Raw genomic sequence first — 17,925 nt, 5'->3', positions numbered from 1 at the left:
TCACGCAAGGGCTCGATAATACCAGATGCCAACGCAGTTAACCCGCCGAGCTTGTGCGCCGCAATAGACGCACGCAGGGTCGTTCCATCCAACTCTTGGCTCTGAAGATAAGTTCAAGCGTGCAAAAGCCAAAAGTCTTATTGGGACGGGTTTCACTGCGATGTTACCCTCAAATTAAGCCTAAGGCCCATTCGGGTCTAACCCGCCAGCCGGGGGCGAGCATGGCAGCAATAATTCGGGGGGAGCAATCCAGATGTCCACTATGACTGCAACTTCGGCGCGGCCCGCCGGCATGACGAAGGATGAGCGTTTCGTCATCCTGGCGTCGTCGCTGGGCACCGTCTTCGAGTGGTACGACTTCTATCTTTACGGTTCACTGGCCGGCATCATCGGCGCGCAGTTCTTCTCCGACTATCCGCCTGCCACCCGGGACATCTTTGCGCTGCTGGCCTTCGCTGCGGGCTTCCTGGTGCGCCCGTTCGGCGCGATCGTGTTCGGCCGGGTCGGCGACATCGTCGGCCGCAAATACACCTTCCTCGTCACCATCCTGATCATGGGTCTGTCGACCTTCATCGTCGGCCTGTTGCCCAGCGCCAAGACCATCGGGATCGCGGCGCCGATCATCCTGATCTCGCTGCGCCTGTTGCAGGGCCTCGCGCTCGGCGGCGAATATGGCGGTGCCGCGACCTACGTCGCCGAGCACGCGCCGCAGGGCAAGCGGGGCTACTACACCTCGTTCATCCAGACCACGGCAACGCTTGGGCTGTTCCTGTCGCTGCTGGTGATCCTGTTCACGCGAAGCTTCACCGGTGAAAAGGACTTCGCGGATTGGGGTTGGCGTATTCCGTTCCTGGTCTCCGTGCTGCTGCTCGGCATCTCGGTCTGGATCCGCCTGCGGCTGAACGAATCGCCGGTGTTCCAGCGCATGAAGGAGGAAGGCAAGACCTCCAAGGCGCCGCTGACCGAAGCCTTCGGGACCTGGAGCAACGCCAAGATCGTGATCCTCGCTCTGCTCGGCCTGACCATGGGCCAGGCGGTGATCTGGTACACGGGCCAGTTCTATGCGCTGTTCTTCCTGCAATCGATCCTGAAGGTCGACGGCTACACCGCCAACCTGCTGATCGCCTGGTCGCTGCTGCTCGGGACCGGCTTCTTCCTGCTCTTCGGCGCACTGTCGGACAAGATCGGCCGCAAGCCGATCATCCTCGCGGGCTGCCTGATCGGCGCACTCACCTTGTTCCCGATCTTCAAGATGATCACGACCAACGCCAACCCGGCGCTGGAAAAGGCCTATGAGACGGTCAAGGTGCAGGTCATTGCGGATCCCGCCGGTTGCGGCGATCTGTTCAACCCGGTCGGCACCCGCGTCTTTACGGCGCCTTGCGACACCGCCCGCGCCTTCCTCGCCCAATCGTCGGTGAAATACTCCACCATTCCTGGCCCGGCCGGCTCGCCGGTGAAGATCACGGTCAACGACAAGGAGGTGCCGTACACGGACGCCAAGACGTCGAACCCCGCGATCCTCGCAGCGGTGCAGGCGGCAGGCTATCCGAAGCCGGGTGACGCCGGCATCGTGAAGATGTCGAACCCGTTCGACGTCTTCCGTCCGCAGGTGGCTGCGATCATCGGACTGCTGTTCATCCTGGTGATCTACGTCACCATGGTCTACGGCCCGATCGCCGCCATGCTGGTCGAACTGTTCCCGACCCGCATCCGCTACACCTCGATGTCGCTGCCCTACCATATCGGCAACGGCTGGTTCGGCGGCCTGCTCCCGGCGACCGCGTTCGCGATCACAGCCTCGACCGGCGATATCTACTCCGGTCTCTGGTATCCGGTGATCTTCGCGGCAATCACCGTCGTGGTCGGCGCGCTGTTCATTCCGGAAACCAAGGACGTCGACATCACCAAGACCTGACCGGTCAACGCTTCAATCAAAATGCATCGGCCGCGGAGCGATCCGCGGCCGATGTCGTTTTGGAAGCCGGATCGAACGCGTCACCGCGTGGCGCCGATGAATTGCAGCACGATCTCGCGCCGGTGCGGACAGGCGCGATGCTCAATCAGATAGATGCCCTGCCAGGTGCCGAGCGCCATCTCCCCATCGAGCACGGGGACCTGCAGCGAGGTCGCCGTCAGCATGGTCTTGATATGCGCCGGCATGTCGTCGGGACCTTCGGTGTCATGACGCCAGCCGCCGTCTTCGGGCGCGGCGCGATCGAGCGCCGTCATCAGGTCGACCAGCACCGTCGGATCGGCATTCTCCTGGATCGTCAGCGAGGCCGAGGTGTGACGGATGAACAGCGTGACCGCGCCCTCGCCGGCGCGCACCTCGCGCAGGAATCTTGCGACCTCGCGCGTGACGTCGGTGAAGCCCGCGCCCTGCGTTTCGACCGTCAGGCGCGACGAAACGATGCTGGTTGCCGCGACGGAGGACGGCGCCGAGCGCGATACTTGCTTCGATAAACTCATCTTCCCTCTAGACCGTCGTCCCGGCGAAGGTCGGGACGACATTTTGCAGCCGCGTCAAATCTTGCCGCCATTGACGTCGCGCTGCACGCGGTTGGCCATCTCGATCAACCGCCGCCAGGCTCGCTCGACGAACGACATCATGCGGTCCATGTCGCGGTCGCTCGGCAGCGGGATCTCGATCTTGCGCTCGCCCTCGGCGACCTTCGGCTCAGCCTTCTTCAGCTGATCCGATTTCGGCAACGCCTCATCGGTCTTGGCCGACGGGGCGCGCGCGGCGAGCTCGCCCTTCAGCTTTTCATTGTCGGATTGCAGGCGCCCGATCTCGGCATCCAGCGCCGCCCGCTCGTCGGGCACCATGTAACAGGCCCAGCCGGCGCTCGAATTGGTGCAGGTCGACACCGCGCCGGTGCGCGTATCGAGCCGCAGGAAGCCGTCGCCGGCCGGAGACAATGCGTAGCGGCCGTTCTCGGTGTCGGGCGCGGTTTGCGCCGTCGCCGCGCCGCTTGAGATCAGAACGGCGGCAACTGCGATCGACAATTTCGACAGGGACATTGCGATGGGCATGGCTTGCTCCGCCTCAACTTTGCTTCCTGCCCCTAGACCACAGAGCTATAGGGCTTGCGGCCTGACTTCAACGCGTCCTCGAGCAATTCGATCCGGTCCTGGCCCCAGAACACCTCGCCATCGAGCACGTATCCGGGCGAGCCGAACACGTCGGCGTCCAATGCATCCTGGCGATTCTGCTCATAGGCCGCGCTGATCGCATCCGAGCCTGAGCGCTCCACCAGCTGCCGGCCCGGCATACCAGCATCATCGGCAAGCTTCACCAGCGTCGCGGCATCGGCAAGGTTGAGCTCAAGCTCCCACACCGCGGGATAGGCCCGTTGCAAAAACGGCTCGGGATCGAGCCCCGCCTCGAGTGCTGCGATCACGACGCCATCGGCGAGGCGACCGTTGAACGGCCAGTTGGCCGGCTGCAGATGAAAATTCAGCCCGCGCTTGTCGCGCCAGCGCTGCAACTCGATCAACCGGTAGCGCTGCCGCACCGGATGGCGCTTGGTGAGCGGCAATCCACCGGTCTCCGAGAACAGATCGACCAGCAGCACGGGCCGGTAATTTACCTTGAGATCGTAAGTGCTTACGAGCCGAACGAAGGGCTTGTGGCCGATATAGGCCCAAGGTGATTGCAGCGAGAAGTAGTAGTCGATCTGGCGCGGCATGCGGAACCTTGACTGTATGAGAGGATGGACTTTCGGTGATCCCAGCAGAGCCGGAAAAGCCACGCAACATCGCTCAATGCCACGCAAGCTGTTGCACTGCGAACACTGCGTCACTCTGACCTTGAATATCTCCAAATAAAACCAGCAGAATCAAAGCAATAACTGGTTACGACGCAATCTTGACTTGATTAGACGCGGTAAGTATGGTCCGCGCGGCTTTTGACGGGGACGGGCGCAATTTCCATCATCCGCGGCATCGGTTAGTGTTTGCAGCATGGCTGAGAACACCAACCACGGCGCAGATGGAAGTCGCGATCAATCGCCTCCTGACGAAGCTGCGCTTTCCGCAAGGCTCGGAAGTCTCGATCATCGGTTGTCAGAAATTCGCGACAGCCGCAGGAGCAAGACTGATCAATCCGGTAATGAAAGCGGGGACAGTGCGGCCAGAGCTTCGGCGATGGCGCTCGGTTTTCGTCTTTCCTCGGAGCTGATCGCGGGCGTTGCCGTCGGAGCGGCGATTGGCTGGGGGTTCGACCGTTTGCTGTCGACGTCGCCATTCGGCTTCATCGTGTTAACGCTGCTCGGCTTCGTCGCCGGCGTGGTCAACGTGGTGAGGTCCGCGGGCGTGGCCTCGGGCAAGCGCTGAGCGCTGGCGGGAAGTCACGACATTTGAAATTCGATTACCGGCACGATGGCCGGTGGACCAAGAGCCGCGCGGATGAAAATCGACCCGATCCATCAGTTCAATATCGAGCCCCTCTTCACGCTCGGCCACATCGGCAATCACACGATCGCCTTCACCAATTCGTCGCTCTACATGTTCATCGCGGTGCTGTTGATTGCGCTGCTGATGGTGGCGAGCGGCCGGGACCTGGTTCCGGGACGGCTGCAGTCGGTCGCCGAGATATCCTACGAATTCGTCGCCAGCACGATTCGCGGCAACGCCGGCGCGGAAGGCATGAAGTTCTTCCCGCTGATCTTCTCGCTCTTCATGTTCATCTGCGTCTCGAACCTGGTCGGCGTCGTCCCCTACACCTTCACGATCGCGACCCATCTGATCGTGACCGCAGCCCTTGCGCTGTTGGTGTTCTTCACGGTCCTGATCTACGGCCTCTACAAGAACGGCCTGAAATTCTTCAAGATCTTCGTCCCCTCCGGCGTTCCGATCTACATCCTGCCGCTGGTCATGTTCATCGAGATCCTGTCGTTCTTCCTGCGGCCGGTCTCGCACAGCGTTCGTCTGTTCGCCAACATGCTGGCCGGCCATATCGCGCTGAAGGTGTTCGCGGGCTTCGTGGCGATGCTCGGCTTCTCGCTGGGCGCGCTCGGCTGGGTCGGCGGCGTGCTGCCGCTCGCGCTTACGGTTGCGCTGTACGCGCTCGAACTGCTGGTCGCGTTCCTGCAGGCCTACGTGTTCGCGATCCTGACCTGCATCTACCTCAACGACGCCATTCATCCGGGACACTAAGCGGTCCGGGGAATCTCCACCCACCAATCTGTCTATCTTTCTCAAGGAGCTACAAATGGAACCGGCAGCAGCAAAACTTATCGGCGCGGGCATCGCGTGCATCGGCATGGGCGGCGCGGGCGTCGGCGTGGGCATCATCTTCGGCAACTACCTCGCCGCTGCGGTGCGTAACCCCTCGGCCGCTCAGGGCCAGTTCGGCAACCTGATCTTCGGCTTCGCCGTGACCGAAGCGCTCGGCATCTTCTCGCTGCTGATCGCGCTGCTCCTGCTGTTCGTTCCGCTCTGAGCGGCACCCCGGTTCCGCTTTAGCGGCAACCCGGTTCCGCTCTCGCGGTAACCAGTTCGCGCCGCCCAAGGATCGTTCCAAGGGCGGCGCGCATGACAGCAACAGGAGAACACCATGGCTGAGAGTCATGGCGAGGCAAAAGGCCAGAAAGCCGGCGCCCACACCGAGGCAGAAGGCGGACATCACGGCGGAGCCTTTCCGCCGTTCGATTCGTCCAACTACGCCTCGCAGCTGGTGTCGCTGGCGATTGCATTTGTCGCGCTCTATCTGATCGTGTCGCGTATCGCTCTGCCGCGTGTCGGCGGGACGATCGATGCACGCCAGAACAAGATCGAGGGCGATCTGGCCGAGGCGCAGAAGCTGAAGGACGAGTCCGACGCGGCGCTGAAGGCCTATGAAACCGAGCTGGCGAATGCGCGCTCCAACGCGCAGGCGATCGGCAACGAGACCCGCGAGAAGCTGAACGCGGCCTCGGAAGCCGAGCGCAAGGCTCTGGAAGACAAGCTGGCGGCCAAGCTCGCCGACGCCGAGAAGCAGATCGCAACGACCCGGACCAACGCCATGAGCAACGTCCGCGGCATCGCGGCGGATGCGGCCGGCGCCATCGTTCAGCAACTTGCCGGCGTCACGCCGGACGCGAATGCGGTCAACAGCGCCGTCGACGCTTCGCTGAAGGGATAGACGATGTTTTACGAACCGGAAACCTGGGTTGCGATCGCCTTCGTCGTTCTGATGGTCGTGTTCGGTTACCTCGGCGTCCACCGCACCCTGCTGACGGCGCTCGACCACCGTGCCGAGCGGATCAAGGCCGAGCTCGAGGACGCCCGCCGTCTGAAGGACGAGGCCAATAAGCTGCTCGGCGAGTACAAGGCACGCCGCGCCAGCGCGGAGCGCGAGGCCCAGGAGATCATCTCCGGCGCCAAGGCCGAAGCCGAACGGATCGCGGCCGAAGCCAAGACCAAGATGGAAGATTTTGTCGCCCGGCGGACCAAGACCGCCGAGAGCAAGATCGCCCAGGCCGAAGCTCAGGCCGTGGCCGATGTGCGCGCCGCCGCGGCCAACGCCGCCGTGACCGCCGCCTCGACCATCCTGTCGCAGTCGGTCAAGGGCTCGGTTGCCGACGACCTCGTCGGCAAGGGCATCGCCGAAGTCCGCTCCAAGCTGAACTGACGCGATCTCAACTCCTTCCAGAAAAGGCCGGCGCGAGCTGATCGCGCCGGCCTTTTTATTTGTCCAAATCCGTTCGCCTGATGCGGCTGGTTTTGCTTTGACGCGTTTTCCTCACGCGAACCGGTAACCCACTTCGCTCGAAAACGCGCCAGTCCTACTTCTTCTTGTGGGGGGCGGCGCGCGGCTTGGGCTCCGGCTTCAGGGCCTGCGGGTCGAAGCCGATATAGAAGATGTAGCTGTCGTTGTCGGCGGCCGATGGCGCCGGATAGACCAAATCCTCGGCGACCAGGCTGAACGGCACGCTGCCGCTCTCATCCATCTGCACTGTCGTCGTGTAGGCCTTGGTCGCGATCGTCTTCTCGCCAACGCCGCCCTGCACCACGGCGACGCGGAGCGGCACCTGGATCGACGGCGGCGCGCCCTGGGGACCGACGATGATCCGCCCCTGGATGCCGATCTTGGCGGTGATCATGCCGCTGTTCAGGTTGCATTGCCGCGCGGTGCGGGTGATCGAGGCCAGGAACTTGACGTCATTGCCGACCGCTTCCTTGCCGGTCGCGGCCACGGAATAGGTGGAGGCGCCAGAGCGGATCTGCACCGGCGGACAGGTCAGCTCGGCATCGGCGTCGTTGAGCTGCTGCGGCGCCGCGGGTGTCGCCGGCTTCGCCGAGTCGGACGAGCCGCCGCCGAACAGGCTCTTGAAGCGGTCGCTGAGCGACTGCGCCGAAGCCGCCGACGGCAGCAGGGCAGCCCCGAGCCCGATCGATACCGCCGCGGCGAGCGCGAACCTGATCACCCTGTCACCCATGCGATATCCCTAAACTCTCCAAATCCGGGTTCCCCGTTTCGCCGGCGTTATAGCAAGCCAATGGCGGCGAACCCAAGGCATCTTGAGAAGGCATGGAACGCGGCCTGCCATCGGCCAAACGGCTCGGGAATCAGCCGCGGAAGTCCTCGTGCAGCAGGCCGAACAGCAAATGGTCCTGCCAGATCCCGTTGATGCAGAGATAGCGCCGCGCCAGGCCCTCGCGGGTGAAGCCGCACTTCTCCAGCACGCGGATCGACGACGCGTTGGACGGAATGCAGGCGGCCTCGATGCGGTGCAGATTGAGCTCGCCGAACAGCGAGGGCAGCAGCACCCGCAGCGCCGTCGTCATGTAGCCGCGATGGGCGTGCGGCAGACCGACCCAATAGCCGATCGTGCCGGCCTGCACGATGCCGCGGCGGACATTGGCGAGCGTGATCCCGCCGATCATCACCCCGTCCGATTCGCGGAAAATGATGAACGGATAGGACCGATCAGCGGCGATATCCTCGGTGTAGCGGCGCAACCGGCGGCGGAAGCCGGCGCGGGTCAGGTCGTCGGAGGGCCAGATCGGCTCCCATGGCGTGAGATAGGCGCGACTGAATTCGCGCAACTGGGCCCATTGCGGGAAATCCGACATTTGCGGCGCCCGCAGCAGCAGCCCATGACCGCGCGGCATCAGTGCAGCCGGTCCGCTAGACGGCAAACGAAACAGGGCCATGGCCCAACACTCCCCCGACTTCTCCCTCGCCCCGCTCTTGCGGGGTCGAGACGAGCGAAGCTCGCTCTTAGAGGGTCGGCGTGAGGATCTTACCGCAAATCCGGTTTTGCGGCTCTACCCCTCACCCGAAGCCTTTGGCCATAGCCGAGGCTCCGCCTCGGCGTATGTCCGTCAACGGCCGCCGGTGGGCGGCCTATGCTCTCCCCGCAAGAGCGGGGCGAGGTGAACCTCAAATTAATGCAGCAGCGTCTTTGCCTTCGAGTTCGTCAATCCTTCCGCAAAAGACACCGCCGTGTCCAGACCCCTTCCGCTGCCGAGGGCAACGACGGCGGGTCGGCTGCGCGACAGCAGGGCGCGGGCGGCGTTGCGGCTCGATTCGACGCTGACCGCGTCGATCCGTGCCACCAGCTCTTCCACGGTCTGCGGCCGGCCATAGGCTAGCACATGACGCGCCAGTTGTTCGGCTCGGGATGAACAGCTTTCGAGCGCCATCAGCAGCCCGGCCTTCATCTGCGCCTTGGCGCGGGCGACCTCGGCCTCGGTCAGGGTTTCGACCGCATCATTGATGACGTCGACGATGACTTCCATCATTTCCGGCGCGTCGGCGGGATCGGTCCCGGTGTAGAGCCCGAAGAAGCCGGTATCGGTGTAGGGCGCATGGAAGGTGTAGATCGAGTAGCACAGCCCGCGCTTCTCACGCACCTCCTGGAACAGCCGCGACGACATCCCGCCGCCGAGCGTGTTGGTGAACACCTGCAACGAGAACAGCGACAGGTCGTTCTGCGGCACGCCTTCGAGCGCGAGCGTCAGATGCGCTTGCTCGAGATCGCGATGCACCACGCGCGAGCCGCCCTTGCCGAACATCGCAGCCTGCGGCTTCGGCGCCGGCGTGGCGTCGAAGCTGGAAAATTTCTGTGCGACGTCCTCGACGACGCGCTTGTGATCGACCGCGCCGGCGGCCGCGACCACCATGTCGGGGGCGCGGTAATGCGTCGAGAGATAGCCGCGCAGCATGTCGCGGTCGAACGCCTTCAGCGTCTTGGCGGTGCCGAGCAGCGAGCGCCCCATCGGCTGGTCCGGATAGCAGAGCTCGTTGAGGTGCTCGAACACGACGTCGTCGGGCGTATCCTGCGCCGCGCCGATCTCCTGCACGATGACGCTCTTCTCGCGCTCGAGCTCATCCGGCACGAAGGATGGGTTGGCGAGGATGTCGGACAGCACGTCGAGCGCCAGCGGCACGTCGGCCTTCATCACCCGCGCATAATAGGCGGTGGTCTCGGTCGAGGTGCCGGCATTGAGGTCGCCGCCGACCGCCTCGATCTCCTCGACGATCTCGCGCGAGGAGCGCCGCGCGGTGCCCTTGAACGCCATGTGTTCGAGCAGATGCGAGATGCCGTGCTCGTTCGGCTTCTCGTCGCGCCCGCCGACCCCGGCCCAGACCCCAAGCGCCGCAGTCTCCAGATGCGGCATGGTGTCGGTGACGACGGTCAGGCCGCTCGGCAGCTTGGTGATTTCAACGCTCATTCAGGCAACTCCCTGCTTGGCAGCACGGCTGACCGACAGCACGAAGCGCTCGACCTCGGCAGAATCATTCTTCATGACCGTCATGTGTTCGGACTTGGTCATCAACCCGCCGAGCCAGGCCGGCAGCTGCGGGCGCACCCCGCAGGCGGCCTCGACCGCATCGGGGAATTTGGCCGCATGCGCGGTCGACAGCACGATGTTCGGGATCTTGGAATCCGAGGTGTCGCGGTCGGCGACCGCGAGCGCCACCGCGGTGTGGGGATCGACCAGATCGCCGGCCTCGCGCCAGGCGGCGCGGATCGCAGCCGCGGTTTCGGTTTCGTCGGCACGGCCGGCGTCGAAATCACGGCGCACGGCGGCGAGCGTCGCATCGGGGAGTACGAAGCGCCCGGACTGCTTCAGCGAGGCCATCAGGCGGCGAACCTGATCGGCGTCACGGCCGCTCGCCTCGAACAGCAGCCGCTCGAAATTCGAGGATACCTGGATGTCCATCGACGGCGATGCCGTGGCGTGAACCTCGCGCACCTCGTAATTGCCGGTCTTCAGCGTGCGCGGCAGGATGTCGTTGACGTTGGCCGCGATGCGCAGCCAGCGGATCGGCAGCCCCATGCGCTTCGCCACATAGCCGGCGAAGATGTCGCCGAAATTGCCGGTCGGCACCGTGAAGTCGACGGTGCGCTGCGGCGCGCCGAGCGCGACCGCCGAGGTAAAGTAATAGACCACCTGCGCCACGATGCGCGCCCAGTTGATCGAGTTGACGCCCGACAGCGCCACCCGGTCGCGAAAGCGATGGTTGTTGAACATCTCCTTCACCAGCGCCTGGCAATCGTCGAACGTGCCCTCGATCGCGAGCGCGTGGACGTTGGAAGCGCCGGTCGTCGTCATCATGCGGCGCTGCACCTCGGAGATGCGCCCGTTCGGGAACAGCACGACGAGATCGACATTGTCGAGATTGGCAAACGCCTCGACCGCGGCGCCGCCGGTATCGCCCGAGGTTGCGACCACGATGGTGGTGCGCTGCGCGCGCTTGGCCAGCACGTGATCCATCAGCCGCGAGATCAGCTGCATCGCGACGTCCTTGAACGCCAGCGTCGGCCCGTGGAACAGCTCGAGCAGGAACTGGTTCGGCCCGGCCTGGTCGAGCGGCACCACCGCGGGATGCCGGAAGGTGGCATAGGCCTCGTTCGCCATGCGGCCGAGCTCGGCATCGGAAATCTCGCCGGCGGCGAACGGGCGGATGATCTCGACCGCGACCTCCCAATAGGGACGGCCGAAGAAGCCGGCGATGGTCTCGTGCGAAAGCTGCGGCCAGGTCTCGGGCACGTAGAGCCCGCCGTCACGGGCAAGCCCGGTCAGCATCACATCGCAGAAGCCAAGCACCGGGGCCTCACCCCTGGTCGAAATATACCGCGTCAAACCGCCCTCCAAAGGCTTCGATCCGAGCCTTAAGCCTTTGATATCATGGATTTATCGAGTTCGCCGCATGCGACCCGAACGGTTCACCATAGAAGATCGGACCGGCAATGGGTAGCCCGAAGCACGCGCCGCGGGGCCGGGTGGAGCGGCGGATGGTGTTGCCCGCGACTGATCACCGCCGGCGCCGCATTCACCACCGTCGTCCTGGCGAAAGCCAGGACCCATAACCACCGCATTCGCTAATGAACGGGATGCTGGCCCCAGCGTCGAGCAACAATTGAGATTCGGGGTAATGGGTCCTGGCTTTCGCCAGGACGACGTTGAGGGTGGTTCTCGATTCAAGATGTCAAACAACGCGGTGTCATCGCCCGCGAAAGCGGGCGATGACAGATGAGCTGGGCGTTACGCTCCCTACCCTTTCGGCGGCGCCAGCGGCTGCGCGATCTCCTGGAACGGCGGCAGCGCCTCGCAGCGCGCGGCGTGGGCTTGCAGCGCCGGATAGCGCGCATCGAACAGATGCGGATGTGCCTCGCCGGTGAAGCGCAACGCGCAGGCCACCGCGATGTCGGCATGACCGATGCGATCGCCCAACCAGTAAGGCGTCTGCACCGCTGCGCGCTCCTGCTCCAGCACCGCGAGCACACGGGAGATCTGCCCCTCGCAACGCTCGACCCACAGCTTGAGCTGCTCCTTGCGCAGCACGCGCTCATAGACCAGGCTCACCGCCTTGTCGGCAAGCCCGGTCGCCAGTGCCATGATGCGCAGATGCCGTCGCCGCTCGACGCCGGAGCGCGCCAGCATCGCCCGCTCCGGCCCGACCAGCTCGTCGAGATAATCCAGGATCGCCCCGCTCTCGATCAGCGCCTCGCCGTCGTCGAGCACCAGCGTCGGCACCCGCTGCACCGGATTGTAGGCCGCAACCTTCTCCGCATCGCCGAAGGTCGACCACGGCTTGTGCTCAAACGGCAATCCATAGAGCCGCAGCGCGATCGCGGTGCGGCGAACAAAGGGCGAGTCGTACTGGCCGATCAGGAACATCTGTCATCTCGTCGGTCATGCCGCGGCAGCCACTACCGGCGAGAGCAAGGCTTTCGGGGTTGCGGCCACGCCGGGGTCAAAGGTTGCGCTTTGCACCATCGTAGATGGACCGCGCGGCTTTGCAACACGCTGAGACATTCCGATGAAGCATCGCGAGCAATTAAGCCACATATTCAGTGTCGTCCCTGCGGAAGCAGGGACCCATAACCACCGGCTTCCGTTGCGGCAGAGGCTGGTGCCCCAGCGCTGCAAGCCAACTCACTTCGGTGGTTATGGGTCCCGGGTCGCGCTTACGCTTCCCGGGACGACAGCGGAGTCTGTGGCCGCAGCTACCCAATCACCGGCACATGCCTCGCCGCATCGCGCGGCAATTTGCCGTCGAGCCTCGGATCATCCGCCACCTCGATCTGCCGCTTGAACGCACGGAAGCCGGAGCGCTGGTAGAACGCGACCGCCGACGGATGGTCGAACGTGCAGGTGTGGACCCAGACGCGGCTGACGTCGCGCGACCAGGCGATCTCCAGCGCGCGGTTCATCAGGAAGCGCGCGGCGCCGGTGCCGATGAATTTTGCGGTGACGCCGAAATAGAGCAACTGGCATTCACCGGGCACGCTGAAGTCGAGTTCGAGCAGGCCTTCGTCCCGGCCGTCGCCGACCAGCCCGTAGAGCTCAACGCCGGGCGCGTGGATCCGTGAGGCGAGATCGGCGTCTTCGAGCCCGGTGCGGGTGAACCACAGCCACTCCTCGCCGACGCGGCGGTAGAGATCGCGATACCAATCGAGCGCGGGTGGATCGACCTTGCGCAGGCGCCACGCGCCCGGCGGATCATCGCGCAGCGGCGGACGTGCAGTCATTTCCAGATGTGTGACGACGGCGGCGATCTTGCCGGGAGGAATGTCGGAGTAACCGTCGGGCAGCAGCATTAAGCGACCTTTGTCTCTGCGTTGCCGGCCGGAGATATCCGGATGTCGCGGCAGATGCAATGCAACGCGGCGTAACAATGTTACCGATTTGTCAGTGGGTGATTCGGCGAATCAGCGGCTCCATGTGCAGAGGCCACCGGAGCAATGACCGTGTCGCGCCATCACACGCTGCCGCCGATCATCCACACGCCGCCGCCACCGAAGCCGAAGCCCACGCGGCGCCGGCGCGGCGTCGGGTTTGCCTATGGTGCGCGTGCGGCTGATGAAGCCGTGGACGTCGAGGACGGCGCGCCGGTACGTAGCGCTGCCGTGCTTCCGCAGCGTGCGCGTCCGGTCGAAGCGGCCGAGCGACGCGTGCCGTCGCCGAACGGCAAGCTCAGCGACGATACGCTGCGGGCGATGTTGGAGGTGCAGGAGAAGGATGCGAAGTAGCCAGAGGTGCGCACCACACACTCGCTGTCGTCCCTGCGAAAGCAGGGACCCATAACCACCGCGGTTTGTTGTTGCGATCGCTGTGGTCCCAGCACCGCAAAGCAATCGGCATTTGTGGTTATGGGTCCCGGGTCGCGCTTCGCTTGCCCGGGACGACAGCGGAGGTTTGGGCCGCATCGCCTCCCCTCACCTCGGCGTCAGCGTGATCGCCTCCGCAGTCGCGGCTTCCACGGCGCCGCGGCTGTAGAGCAACGGCACATATTGGCCCGTCGCCCACAGCGGCGCGAGGTCGCGGTAGTGGCCGCTGAAGGGATCGCCGGATTGGCCTGGTGTGTTGATGGTGCGGCTCGCATCCCAATTGCCGACGTCGAGCACCATGCGGAACGAGGCGCCCGAGGTGAGATGATAGTCGGAGCGGCGGTAATTGGCGGCACGCGGCACGTTGGCGGCGCCGCCATAGGCGAGCGGGCCGACCGTCATCTGCATGGCTGTCGCCTTGTCGGCGAGCGGCATCAGCGCGTGATCGAACTTCGCGACATGCAGGCGGCCCCAGCGCCAGGTCGACGCATCGCCCCCGAGCTTGTCGGTGACATCGGCGACGGCCGCGCCGAGGCTATCGCGCAACACACGGTCGCGCGCGCCCGAGGGATCGCTCCCGAGCGACGCATCGGGCTTTTCGAGATAACCGACGATGGCGGAAATGCTCGACGCCTCAGGCGCGATCAGCTCGGCCACCTTCGGCGCCGTGGTCTTGAGCAGCACCGGGCCGAGATGGTTCGCGATCCACACTTCATAGACCGCAGCCGCAGCGCTATCCGCTGCGTCGCGCGCGTCCCACGCCCTCAGGAGATCGAGACCCTTCTTGACGTTGGCATCATCAGACGTGAGCGGCTTCAACAGCGCGACGAGACGGCGCGCGATCATGCCGGTGTCGTCGTTCTGCAACGCCATCGCATCCGCCAGCGTCACCTTGCTGTTGGCTTGCAGTACCTCGACGATGCGCTGCCAGCGCGCGCTGTCGGACCATTCGAAGCCGACCCGGCGCTCATTGACCGGATAATCCGCCGGCAGGTTCATCTGGTTGGCGGTGGCGATGAAGCCCTGCTTCGGCTGATACAGCTTCGGCAATTCGTCGAGCGACAGAAAACCCTGCCACTCGTAGCGGCCGTCGCCGGGCACCGGCATCAAGCCGTCGAAGCTGATGCGGCGCGGCGTCTTGCCGGCAGCGACCCAGCCGATATTGCCTGACGTGTCGGCATAGACCTGGTTCTCCGACGGCGCGCCCCAGCGCCGCATCGCGCCGAGGAAGCCGCCCCACGTCTTCGCGGTCATGTAGTCGGAGGAGCCGAAATAGGCCGAGGTGCCAGGCTCGAACCAGATCGAGCGCACGGCAAACGCATGCTTCTTGTCGGCGTTGACAAGGATCACCGGGCCGTGGCGGGTGAACTTCAGCTCGAGGTCGCGGTCGGCTTCGCCCTTCACCGCTTCCTTTTCGTGCACGATGCGCATGTCCTCCCAGCCCGTGCCGTAGCGGTACTGGTTCGGATTGTCCGGGTTGAGCTCGTAGACGTAGAGGTCTTCCTGGTCGACGTTGAAGATGGTGAGACCGAACGCGATGGTGTCGTTATGGCCGATCGAGATGCCCGGCAGCGCCGGCTCGCCGGCGCCGATCACAGACATACCGGGCGCGTTGAGGCCGACGATGTAGCGCAGCGACGGCACCGAATGCTCGCGATGCGGATCGTTGGCGAGGATCGGACGTCCGGTCGCGGTGCGCGAGGCCGCGATCACCCAGTTGTTGGAGCCGATGGTGTCGCGCTGCTGATCGGCCTCGGCGAGGTATTTGTCGGGATCGTGCGCCAGCGCCGCCTTCTGGTCCTTCGGGGCCGCGAACGTGACCGGGCGGGTGGCTAGGTCATAGGCCGCGAGCACGCCCTTCGGCACGCTGCACGGATCGAGCCCGTCGGGGATATTCGTGGTCCATTCCGGCTCCAGCTTGACGCGGAAGCGATCGGCATCGAGGCCTGCGGCGCAGGCCACCAGCGCGCGCTTCACCTCGGAAGCGACGTTGCGCGTCAGGCCATGGCTGCGAACGCGCACGACGTCCTCCGCCGACCACAGGTCCGGCTTCGTGCCGGCGATCCTGAACTCGATCGGCAGCGGCCGCTTGCCCGCGATGACGTCGGCGACATAGGCATTGACGCCGGCGACGAAGGCCTCGGCATAGGTTTTCGCCTTCGGACCATAGGCGGCCCATTCCGCATTCATGTCGCCACGATAGAGGAACAGCCGCAGCGCCTTGTCCTGCTCGGCATAAGCGGGGCCGAAGTCTTTTGCCAGGAGACCGAGGCCGCGCTTGCGCCAGAGATCGATCTGCCAGAGCCGGTCGCGCGCTGCGTTGAAGCCCTGCAGGAAGAACAGGTCGTGCTCATTGCCGGCATAGATGTGCGGGATGCCCCAGACATCGACCAGGATCTGGCCCGGCGCCTTCAGCCCGGCGACGTCGGTCTTGACCTCACGCGCTGCGACGAGCGGGCTTGGCTTCTCGCGCGCGGTGGCGGGAGCTGCCAGCGTCGCGGCGCAGAGCGCCGCGGTGAGTAGCCTGGTGACTCGGTTGATATCCGTGTTCATGTTGTTCTCCGATGGTTGTTGTTTTTGCTTGCGAGACTTGAGCCGGAATTTTTCTTCCGGCGCTACTCCCCCTCGTCGCTCGCCAGCACGCCCTTCACGGCGCGGGTCCAGCCGGCGAGCTTGCGCTCGCGCGTTGCTTCGCTCATTGCCGGCCGGAAGCGGTGCTCGAGCCGCCAATTGTCGGCGAATTTCGCGGGCTTTGGATAGACCCCGGCCTCGAGGCCGGCGAGATAGGCGGCGCCGAGCGCCGTCGTCTCCTGGATCATCGGGCGATCGACCGGCGCGTTGAGCAGATCGGCGAGCCGCTGCATGGTCCAGTCGGATGCGGTCATGCCGCCGTCGACGCGCAGCACGGTGTTGGCGGCGTTCGCCTCCGGCCAGTCGGTGCGCATCGCGGCCCACAGATCGAAGGTCTGGTAGCAGACGCTCTCCAAGGTCGCGTGGGCGAGCTCGGCCGGGCCGGTGTTGCGGGTGAGGCCAAACAGCGCGCCGCGCACGCGCGGATTCCAGTACGGCGCGCCCATGCCGACAAAGGCCGGCACCAAATAGACGCTCTGCATGGAATCGGATTTGTCGGCGAGCGGCCCGGTCTCGGCGGCATGCTTGATGATGCCGAGCCCGTCGCGCAGCCACTGCACTGCGCTGCCGGCGACGAAGATCGAGCCTTCGAGCGCATAGGTGCGCTCGCCGCCGAGCTGATAGGCGATGGTGGTGAGCAGCTTGTTCTTCGAGGCCACCGGCGTGGTGCCGGTGTTAAGCAGCGCGAAGCAGCCGGTGCCGTAGGTCGACTTCATCATGCCGGGCTCAAAGCAGGCCTGGCCGATGGTCGCGGCCTGCTGGTCGCCGGCAATGCCCGAGATCGCGATCGGGCCGCCGAACAGATCGGCGGTGCTCTCGCCGAACCGGGCGGAGGAATCCTTCACCTCGGGGAGCATCGAGCGCGGCACGCGCAGGAGGTTGATGAGGTCGTCGTCCCACGCACCGGTGTGGATGTTGAACAGCAGCGTGCGTGAGGCGTTGGTGGCGTCGGTGGCGTGCACTCGGCCGCCGGTGAGCCGCCACAACAAATAGCAGTCGACGGTGCCGAACAGCAGCTCGCCGCGCTCGGCGCGTTCGCGCGCGCCCGGCACGTGATCGAGTATCCAGGCGACTTTCGTCCCGGAAAAATAGGGGTCGATGATCAGGCCGGTCTTGGCCGAGATCGCCGGCTCATGGCCCTCGGCCTTGAGCCTGGCGCAGATATCGGCGGTGCGGCGGTCCTGCCAGACGATGGCGCGGTGCACGGCCTGGCCGGTGGCGCGGTCCCACACCACGGTGGTCTCGCGCTGGTTGGTGATGCCGATCGCGGCGATGTCCTTCGCCTTCAGCCCGGCCTTCTCCAGCGCCTCGCGGCACACCATCACGGTCGAGGTCCAGATGTCCTCCGGCTCGTGCTCGACCCAGCCGGAGGCCGGGAAATGCTGCGGAAACTCCTGCTGCGCGACCGCGGCGATGGAAATGTCGCTGCGAAACACCATGGCGCGCGACGAAGTGGTGCCCTGATCGATGGCCAGCACGAAAGACATGAGCGTTTCCCTTGAGGCTTGGTAGAGGCGCCAAGGGAGCGGATTACCGCGGCGAGGTCAAGATTGCTGGTAGGCGCGGCCGGACGGTCGATCGATACAAAAGCCTGCGACGGTATCAGACCCGTCATCCTGAGGTGCGAGCGGAGCGAGCCTCGAAGAATCGACGGCCACCAGCCGGGCCGTGCATCCTTCGAGGCTCGCCGAAGAGGCTCGCACCTCAGGATGACGGTGATAGAGCAGGCGCAGGAAGGGAA

General features: G+C 64.9%; 18 protein-coding genes. 7 read left to right on the top strand and 11 right to left on the bottom strand.

The window, feature by feature from the left end:
* Positions 1-253: 253 nt before the first annotated feature.
* Entirely contained in the window at positions 254-1,918 is a 1,665-nt protein-coding gene (locus H8A95_RS06230; protein WP_229182368.1) for an MFS transporter, read from the top strand.
* 80 nt (positions 1,919-1,998) lie between these two features.
* Here the strand turns inward: H8A95_RS06230 and H8A95_RS06225 are convergent, their stop codons facing one another.
* Genes H8A95_RS06225 through H8A95_RS06215 form a run of 3 tightly spaced genes read right to left on the bottom strand, consistent with a single transcriptional unit; the run spans position 1,999 to position 3,692 of the window.
* Positions 1,999-2,472, bottom strand: coding sequence for a secondary thiamine-phosphate synthase enzyme YjbQ (locus tag H8A95_RS06225; protein WP_229182367.1), 474 nt, complete (start codon positions 2,470-2,472; stop codon positions 1,999-2,001).
* A gap of 54 nt (positions 2,473-2,526) precedes the next feature.
* Positions 2,527-3,036 carry a hypothetical protein gene (locus H8A95_RS06220; RefSeq protein WP_229182366.1) on the bottom strand — a complete coding sequence of 170 codons (510 nt, stop codon included), beginning with the start codon at positions 3,034-3,036 and terminating at the stop codon, positions 2,527-2,529.
* A gap of 32 nt (positions 3,037-3,068) precedes the next feature.
* Positions 3,069-3,692, bottom strand: a complete 624-nt coding sequence (locus H8A95_RS06215) for a 2-hydroxychromene-2-carboxylate isomerase (RefSeq protein ID WP_229182365.1) — start codon at positions 3,690-3,692, stop codon at positions 3,069-3,071.
* 274 nt (positions 3,693-3,966) lie between these two features.
* Here H8A95_RS06215 and H8A95_RS06210 point away from each other — a divergent pair, with 274 nt between their 5' ends.
* From H8A95_RS06210 to H8A95_RS06190, 5 genes are all read left to right on the top strand, one after another.
* On the top strand, positions 3,967-4,338 hold the full coding sequence (locus H8A95_RS06210; RefSeq protein WP_163153092.1) for an AtpZ/AtpI family protein: 372 nt from the start codon (positions 3,967-3,969) through the stop codon (positions 4,336-4,338).
* Between the two features lie 72 nt (positions 4,339-4,410).
* Entirely contained in the window at positions 4,411-5,160 is a 750-nt protein-coding gene (locus H8A95_RS06205; RefSeq protein WP_229182364.1) for a F0F1 ATP synthase subunit A, read from the top strand.
* 55 nt (positions 5,161-5,215) lie between these two features.
* Positions 5,216-5,446, top strand: coding sequence for a F0F1 ATP synthase subunit C (locus H8A95_RS06200; RefSeq protein ID WP_016847054.1), 231 nt, complete (start codon positions 5,216-5,218; stop codon positions 5,444-5,446).
* A gap of 114 nt (positions 5,447-5,560) precedes the next feature.
* Positions 5,561-6,127: a F0F1 ATP synthase subunit B gene (locus H8A95_RS06195; protein ID WP_229182363.1), complete on the top strand. Its 567-nt coding sequence runs from the start codon at positions 5,561-5,563 to the stop codon at positions 6,125-6,127.
* Between the two features lie 3 nt (positions 6,128-6,130).
* The gene (locus H8A95_RS06190; protein WP_229182362.1) at positions 6,131-6,616 is read left to right on the top strand and encodes a F0F1 ATP synthase subunit B family protein; all 486 of its coding nucleotides are present in this window, start codon (positions 6,131-6,133) and stop codon (positions 6,614-6,616) included.
* Between the two features lie 154 nt (positions 6,617-6,770).
* Here the strand turns inward: H8A95_RS06190 and H8A95_RS06185 are convergent, their stop codons facing one another.
* The 6 genes from H8A95_RS06185 to H8A95_RS06160 form a co-directional block, all read right to left on the bottom strand.
* Positions 6,771-7,424: a hypothetical protein gene (locus tag H8A95_RS06185; protein ID WP_229182361.1), complete on the bottom strand. Its 654-nt coding sequence runs from the start codon at positions 7,422-7,424 to the stop codon at positions 6,771-6,773.
* A 130-nt stretch (positions 7,425-7,554) separates the two neighbouring features.
* On the bottom strand, positions 7,555-8,142 hold the full coding sequence (locus H8A95_RS06180) for a GNAT family N-acetyltransferase (RefSeq protein ID WP_029079870.1): 588 nt from the start codon (positions 8,140-8,142) through the stop codon (positions 7,555-7,557).
* Positions 8,143-8,376: 234 nt separating this feature from the next.
* Positions 8,377-9,666, bottom strand: a complete 1,290-nt coding sequence (locus H8A95_RS06175) for a M16 family metallopeptidase (protein ID WP_229182360.1) — start codon at positions 9,664-9,666, stop codon at positions 8,377-8,379.
* Entirely contained in the window at positions 9,667-11,082 is a 1,416-nt protein-coding gene (gene thrC, locus H8A95_RS06170) for a threonine synthase (protein WP_229182359.1), read from the bottom strand.
* Between the two features lie 411 nt (positions 11,083-11,493).
* Positions 11,494-12,120, bottom strand: a complete 627-nt coding sequence (locus H8A95_RS06165; RefSeq protein ID WP_229182358.1) for a glutathione S-transferase family protein — start codon at positions 12,118-12,120, stop codon at positions 11,494-11,496.
* Positions 12,121-12,449: 329 nt separating this feature from the next.
* On the bottom strand, positions 12,450-13,043 hold the full coding sequence (locus H8A95_RS06160) for a GNAT family N-acetyltransferase (protein ID WP_229182357.1): 594 nt from the start codon (positions 13,041-13,043) through the stop codon (positions 12,450-12,452).
* A 150-nt stretch (positions 13,044-13,193) separates the two neighbouring features.
* On the opposite strand from H8A95_RS06160, the gene H8A95_RS06155 reads away from it, so the two are divergent.
* A complete protein-coding gene (locus H8A95_RS06155) occupies positions 13,194-13,475 on the top strand; it encodes a hypothetical protein (RefSeq protein ID WP_229182356.1) in 282 nt (93 codons plus the stop codon).
* 186 nt (positions 13,476-13,661) lie between these two features.
* On the opposite strand, the gene H8A95_RS06150 is transcribed toward H8A95_RS06155, so the two are convergent.
* A complete protein-coding gene (locus H8A95_RS06150; protein WP_229182355.1) occupies positions 13,662-16,106 on the bottom strand; it encodes a penicillin acylase family protein in 2,445 nt (814 codons plus the stop codon).
* Between the two features lie 62 nt (positions 16,107-16,168).
* Positions 16,169-17,671 (bottom strand): glycerol kinase GlpK, encoded by a 1,503-nt coding sequence (glpK, locus tag H8A95_RS06145; RefSeq protein ID WP_229182354.1) that lies wholly within the window; start codon positions 17,669-17,671, stop codon positions 16,169-16,171.
* Positions 17,672-17,925 lie beyond the last annotated feature (254 nt).

The sequence above is a fragment of the Bradyrhizobium oropedii genome (genome assembly GCF_020889685.1).
Classification (GTDB): Bacteria; Pseudomonadota; Alphaproteobacteria; order Rhizobiales; family Xanthobacteraceae; genus Bradyrhizobium; species Bradyrhizobium oropedii.
This window is presented reverse-complemented; position numbering and strand designations above follow the sequence as displayed.

Bases quoted from the DNA above. Each gene is read 5' to 3' on its own strand.
- H8A95_RS06185 (WP_229182361.1), bottom strand. From the start codon at position 7,424: ATGGGTGACAGGGTGATCAGGTTCGCGCTCGCCGCGGCGGTATCGATC.
- H8A95_RS06205 (WP_229182364.1), top strand. From the start codon at position 4,411: ATGAAAATCGACCCGATCCATCAGTTCAATATCGAGCCCCTCTTCACG.
- H8A95_RS06230 (WP_229182368.1), top strand. From the start codon at position 254: ATGTCCACTATGACTGCAACTTCGGCGCGGCCCGCCGGCATGACGAAG.
- H8A95_RS06200 (WP_016847054.1), top strand. From the start codon at position 5,216: ATGGAACCGGCAGCAGCAAAACTTATCGGCGCGGGCATCGCGTGCATC.
- H8A95_RS06190 (WP_229182362.1), top strand. From the start codon at position 6,131: ATGTTTTACGAACCGGAAACCTGGGTTGCGATCGCCTTCGTCGTTCTG.
- H8A95_RS06215 (WP_229182365.1), bottom strand. From the start codon at position 3,692: ATGCCGCGCCAGATCGACTACTACTTCTCGCTGCAATCACCTTGGGCC.
- H8A95_RS06225 (WP_229182367.1), bottom strand. From the start codon at position 2,472: ATGAGTTTATCGAAGCAAGTATCGCGCTCGGCGCCGTCCTCCGTCGCG.
- glpK (WP_229182354.1), bottom strand. From the start codon at position 17,671: ATGTCTTTCGTGCTGGCCATCGATCAGGGCACCACTTCGTCGCGCGCC.
- H8A95_RS06195 (WP_229182363.1), top strand. From the start codon at position 5,561: ATGGCTGAGAGTCATGGCGAGGCAAAAGGCCAGAAAGCCGGCGCCCAC.
- H8A95_RS06210 (WP_163153092.1), top strand. From the start codon at position 3,967: ATGGCTGAGAACACCAACCACGGCGCAGATGGAAGTCGCGATCAATCG.
- H8A95_RS06180 (WP_029079870.1), bottom strand. From the start codon at position 8,142: ATGGCCCTGTTTCGTTTGCCGTCTAGCGGACCGGCTGCACTGATGCCG.
- H8A95_RS06175 (WP_229182360.1), bottom strand. From the start codon at position 9,666: ATGAGCGTTGAAATCACCAAGCTGCCGAGCGGCCTGACCGTCGTCACC.
- H8A95_RS06165 (WP_229182358.1), bottom strand. From the start codon at position 12,120: ATGTTCCTGATCGGCCAGTACGACTCGCCCTTTGTTCGCCGCACCGCG.
- H8A95_RS06160 (WP_229182357.1), bottom strand. From the start codon at position 13,043: ATGCTGCTGCCCGACGGTTACTCCGACATTCCTCCCGGCAAGATCGCC.
- H8A95_RS06150 (WP_229182355.1), bottom strand. From the start codon at position 16,106: ATGAACACGGATATCAACCGAGTCACCAGGCTACTCACCGCGGCGCTC.
- H8A95_RS06220 (WP_229182366.1), bottom strand. From the start codon at position 3,036: ATGCCCATCGCAATGTCCCTGTCGAAATTGTCGATCGCAGTTGCCGCC.